Origin of the sequence: Sphaerochaeta sp., from assembly GCF_050178175.1 — a bacterium.
In the GTDB taxonomy this organism is placed as follows: domain Bacteria; phylum Spirochaetota; class Spirochaetia; order Sphaerochaetales; family Sphaerochaetaceae; genus Sphaerochaeta.
The window spans coordinates 1-5,337 of record NZ_JBFXGH010000135.1; the positions used below are offsets into that span (position 1 = coordinate 1).

The 5,337-nt window shown below is 51.3% G+C and carries 4 protein-coding genes; all 4 read left to right on the forward strand.

All coding sequences use genetic code 11. The features are described 5' to 3' along the window. Nucleotides 1-77: 77 nt before the first annotated feature. Complete coding sequence (adhE, locus tag AB7S66_RS11110; protein WP_428520002.1) at nt 78-2,744, forward strand: bifunctional acetaldehyde-CoA/alcohol dehydrogenase; 2,667 nt, start codon at nt 78-80, stop codon at nt 2,742-2,744. Between the two features lie 155 nt (nt 2,745-2,899). After that, complete coding sequence (locus AB7S66_RS11115; protein WP_428520004.1) at nt 2,900-3,706, forward strand: Cof-type HAD-IIB family hydrolase; 807 nt, start codon at nt 2,900-2,902, stop codon at nt 3,704-3,706. Next, nucleotides 3,703-4,926, forward strand: coding sequence for an MFS transporter (locus AB7S66_RS11120; RefSeq protein WP_428520006.1), 1,224 nt, complete (start codon nt 3,703-3,705; stop codon nt 4,924-4,926). Before AB7S66_RS11115 ends, AB7S66_RS11120 begins: the two co-directional genes overlap by 4 nt. A 62-nt stretch (nt 4,927-4,988) precedes the next feature. Further along, a partial coding sequence (locus AB7S66_RS11125; protein WP_428520008.1) for a hypothetical protein occupies nt 4,989-5,337 on the forward strand: 349 nt, incomplete at its 3' end.

The window sequence follows — 5,337 nt, forward strand, 5'->3', positions numbered from 1 at the left end:
TTATTTTTTAAATTGTATTGACCTTATTAGATATTTTTTTATACATTATAGCCAAGAAACCTAACGAGGAGTACATCATGGTTGATAAGAAACAAACCGAAGAGCTTTTTGCAGGACAAAAAGAACTCCAGGACATGATTGAACGTGTAAAACGTGCACAAGCCAAATTCGCTACCTATTCCCAGGAACAGGTCGATGCCATATTCCGCTCTGCTGCCATTGCAGCAAACGACGAGCGTATCAAGTTGGCCTTAATGGCGGTGGAAGAGACCGGCATGGGCATTGTGGAGGACAAGGTTATCAAGAACCACTTCTCTGCTGAATACATCTTCAACAAATACAAGGATGACAAGACCTGTGGAATCATTGAGGTGGACCAGGCATTCGGTATCAAGAAAATTGCTGAACCGAAGGGTGTCATTTGCGGCATCATCCCTACCACCAACCCAACCAGCACCGCAATCTTCAAGAGCTTGATCGCATTGAAGACCCGTAACGCAATCATCTTCAGCCCACATCCGAGAGCAAAGGAGTGTACGTGTGAAGCAGCTCGTGTCATTCTTGATGCTGCAGTGAAGGCAGGGGCACCTGAGGATATCATCGGCTGGATCGATGAACCCTCCATTGAGAAAACAGACTACCTGATGAAAAACAAGCTGGTGAATCTCATCCTTGCCACCGGTGGTCCTTCGATGGTCAAGAGTGCCTACTCCTCCGGTATTCCCGCCATCGGGGTTGGACCAGGCAACACCCCTGCCCTTATGGACAAGAGCGCCGACATCAAGATGGCGGTCAGCTCGATTCTCATGAGCAAGACCTTCGACAATGGGGTGGTCTGTGCCAGTGAGCAGGCAGTAATCTGCCACAAGGACATCTATGATGCCGTAAGGAAAGAGTTTTCCGATCGTGGTGCACGGTTCCTCACAAAGAAGGAAGCAGACATGCTCCGTAAGGTAATCCTCGACCCAAAGCGGGGAACAGTGAATCCCGCCATTGTTGGGCAGAAAGCTTCCAAGGTAGCTGAAATCGCAGGATTCACCGTTCCCGAGACCACCAAGGTCCTCATTGGGGAGGTGGAACATGTTGATGCTTCTGAGCCTTTTGCCCATGAGAAACTCAGCCCGGTGTTGGCAATGTATAAGTGTGACAACTATGGGGAAGGAACCAACATGGCAGCAAATCTGGTTGCCTTGGGCGGTTACGGTCACACCAGTGTCCTCTACATTGATGAGAATGAGTCGGAGAAGGTTGACACCTACAGCAGGACCGTAAAGACCAGTCGTGTGTTGGTGAACATGCCTGCCAGCCAGGGAGCCATCGGGGATATCTACAACTTCCGCCTTGAGCCTTCCCTCACCCTTGGCTGTGGTTCCTGGGGAAACAACTCGATCAGCGAGAACGTAGGCCCCAAACACCTGTTGAACATCAAGACCGAAGCTGCCAGGAGGGAAAACATGCTCTGGTTCAAACTGCCGCCGAAGACATACTTCAAGTATGGCTGCCTCCCCGTTGCCCTTGGCGAGTTGAAGGGCAGGAAACGCGCATTCATCATTACCGACTCCTTCCTCTTCAGCAGTGGCATGGTGGATAAGATCACCGATACGCTCGATGCCATGGGTATCGAATGCGAGACATTCCACCAGGTGAAACCCGATCCTACCTTGGGTACCATCACCGAGGGAATGAAGCTGATCAATGCCTTCAAACCCGATGTACTCATTGGGCTGGGGGGTGGTTCCCCGATGGATGCCGCGAAGATCATGTGGTTGCTCTACGAGCACCCGGAGGTACGGTTCGATGGCCTTGCCTTGCGGTTCATGGATATCCAGAAGAGAATTTACGCCTTCCCGAACATGGGAAAGAAAGCCGAACTTGTATGTGTACCTACCACCAGTGGTACCGGCAGTGAGGTTACTCCCTTTGCAATCATCACTGATGAGAAAAGTGGGATGAAATACGCAATTGCAGACTATGCACTCACCCCGACCATGGCAATCGTGGATAGTGAGCTAGCCATGGGAATGCCCAAGGGCCTGACCGCAAGCTGTGGGATTGACGTATTGACCCATGCCTTGGAAGCACTCGCCTCGAGCATGTCCACCGACTACACCAATGGATTGAGCCTTGAAGCGGCTCGTGTCATCTTCAAGTACCTGCCCAAGGCATATCGGGATGGATCGGACAAGAAGGCACGCGAGAAGGTACACAATGCCTCGACCATCGCGGGCATGGCCTTCAGCAATGCTTTCCTGGGAGTCTGCCACTCGATGGCACACAAGCTGGGAGCCCAGTTTCATATTCCCCATGGTATGGCAAATGCTCTGCTGCTCTGCAATGTCATTCGCTACAATGCAACTGACAATCCTACCAAGCAGGCTTCCTTCCCGCAGTATGAGTACCCCTCTGCTGTAAGCAGGTATGCAAGAGCTGCCGACTACATTGCCATGGTAGTAAACGAGCAGGAGAATACTCCCTACATCAAGACCACGGCGACTGACAGCCAGGACAAGAAAGTTGAGGCCTTGGTTGCAGGGATTGAGATGCTGAAAAAGGAACTTGATATACCTTCCTCCATCAAGGAGTGGGGCATCAAGGAGGAGGACTTCCTGGCCGTGGTCGACGAACTAGCTGTAAAAGCATTCGATGACCAGTGCACAGGGACCAACCCCCGCTATCCCTTGATCGGCGAGATCAAGCAGCTTTACCTGGACTGTTTCTACGGAAGGGTATATCAGGAAGCATAAGTGTGATTGTTTCTTACCCAGAGAGGACTCCGCTTGACGGGGCCCTCTCTCTTAATGTTCCCAGAGGAGAGAGGAATGGACAAATAGAACGCCAAGCAACCTCCTGACCTCCTAGGCTTCTATACAAGAAATGCCGCTTGTATTACCATGCTCGCATGTTTGAATGCAAACTCATCTGTACCGATATAGACGGAACCCTGCTTGATCCAAACCACCAGATCAGCGATAGGACCAAGGAAGCCATTCACCGTGCACGACGTAAGGGCATCATTGTTGCATTGGTAAGCGGCAGGATCGCAGGAAGCCTTACCCTGATTCAAGAGGAATTGGACATCACCGGCCCACTTGGGTGTTTCAATGGCTCACTCGTGCTCGATGAGGACGGAAAGGAACTGGAAGCACACCCCATCAGGGGGGAGCAGTGCATGCAGGTCCTTTCCTACCTCGCACAGACTGAGCTTGAATACTTCGTCTTCACCAATGAGTGTTGGTACATGAATGAAATGAATACCTGGTATGATGTGGAAGTGAAAGCTTCACGCACACAAGGGCATATTGTCACCCTGGACCGTCTCTGTGACACGCTGGGCATGGGTGAGAGACCATTCAAGCTTTTGGCTATGCATGATGACAATGAGTATATGAAGGAACAAGAGAAAGCCTTGCAGACCCGATTCGGCAGCTCCTTGAATATCTTCAGTTCCTCCCCCCGCTATATTGAAATACTGGCAAGAGGAGTTGATAAAGGACATGCAGTTCGCTCCATCTGTGAATCATATGGGGTAAATCCAGGAACCGTCATGGCTGTAGGGGACTACTACAATGACATCGGGATGTTCCATGCTGCTGGATATGCGGTAGCCATGGCCAACGCACCCGATGAGGTAAAGGCACATGCACACGCATGTACCGCCAGCAACAGCGAAGACGGTCTGGCCCTCGCCATTGAGTCAGTCCTATGAAACGGCTGCTCTCCCTCTACAGAGGGTTGCCGCAGCCGATCTATGTTCTCTTCTTTGCCACGGTCATCAACGCAATCGGCATATTCATCTATCCGTTCTTGACCCTCTACCTCACCAGACGATTGGGGTATACCCCGCTGCAAGCGGGTACATTCATGACCATCGCATCCATCCTCTATGTCCCCGGCTCCTTCATCGGCAGCAAACTTGCCGACACCATCGGGCGAAAACCGGTGTTGGTGGTTTTCCAACTGCTGATGGATCTCAGTTTCATCCTGGCGGGTTTCTTTGAGGGAGAGGCATTCGTGCCCTACTTCATACTGCTGGGTTTATTCTTCGATGGAGCGGTCGATCCTGCCCGGGAAGCTTTGAAGACCGATGTCACCAGCATCGAGAACCGCCAGGTTTCATTCAGCCTCATCTACCTTGGGCATAACCTCGGTTACTCCATCGGTCCGGTCATTGCAGGCTATCTCTTTTACAAAGCCCCTGAGTGGTTGTTCTATGGGAATGCTGCAGCCGGTATTCTCTCCGTGCTGCTTGTCATGATCAAGATAAAGGAGAGCAAGCCTTCCAAGGAATTGATCGAGGAAAGCAAAGGTTGGGAAACGACAGAGAAGGGAGAAGAGGGAGGCCTCTTCAAGGCCTTGATCACCCGCCCAAGGCTCTTGCTCTTTGCAATTTCGGTCACCTTTTTCAGTTTTGCCTACAGCCAGACTTTGTTTGCCCTTCCCCTGCTTACCACCAACCTGTTCGGCCAGGAGGGAGCACCCCTGTATGGGAGGATGATGGCGATCAACGGGATAGTGGTGGTCATATGCAATCCAATTATTGTAAGCTTGCTTAGACGGTTCCACCCCTTGGCAAATTCAACCCTCTCCGGCATTTTCTATGCGATCGGGTTCGGACTCTTTGCATTTGCCACCACCCCATTTGTTTTCATGGGATTAACGGTGATATACACGTTGGGGGAGATCATATCAGCAACCAATGACAATTTCTATGTGGCCAACAATACCCCGATCAGCCATCGCTCACGGTTCTCTGCGATCCTGCCCATCATCATGGGGACCGGACATGCAATAGCCCCCATAACCGGGGGCCTGATCATCGAATCGTACTCCATGAGCCTGCTCTGGATCACCACTGCCCTGGCCGCCCTTATCGGTGCAACCGGGGTCTTCCTGATCTACCTGAAGGAAAGACAGGAAAGAAAGTAAATGCTTACCGCTTTTTTTACGAGTGCCTTCAGCGCATCAGAGGAAACATCCTTATCAGTCCCATGCTCAATGAGCAATTCGTTCAAAACCAAGAAGTTACTGGCTCACTCTGTGGCATCACGATAGCATGTCGCAATGGAAAGACGCTCCTGGGTTGCCTTGCACTTCGCCAGAGCAAACAAGCTCTTTCTCACTTCCTCATTCTTCTGCTGGGAAGCAGGGTATACCGAAGGTTCCAGGTACAGTGCATGAATTGGGCAGGCATCCACACAGAGGCGGCAACCATCCTAACATATAGCGAAATCCATCTGTCCATTTTCGCTATCGGTTGCACCTGTTGGACGGGCGGACAGACACAATCCTTGGTGCAGAGGGAAGTAGTTCTTGCAGCCTGCATCAGATGGCCTCCTT

Excerpts from the sequence above, each read along its gene's own strand:
- adhE (WP_428520002.1), top strand. The coding sequence starts at position 78 with ATGGTTGATAAGAAACAAACCGAAGAGCTTTTTGCAGGACAAAAAGAA.
- AB7S66_RS11115 (WP_428520004.1), top strand. The coding sequence starts at position 2,900 with ATGTTTGAATGCAAACTCATCTGTACCGATATAGACGGAACCCTGCTT.
- AB7S66_RS11120 (WP_428520006.1), top strand. The coding sequence starts at position 3,703 with ATGAAACGGCTGCTCTCCCTCTACAGAGGGTTGCCGCAGCCGATCTAT.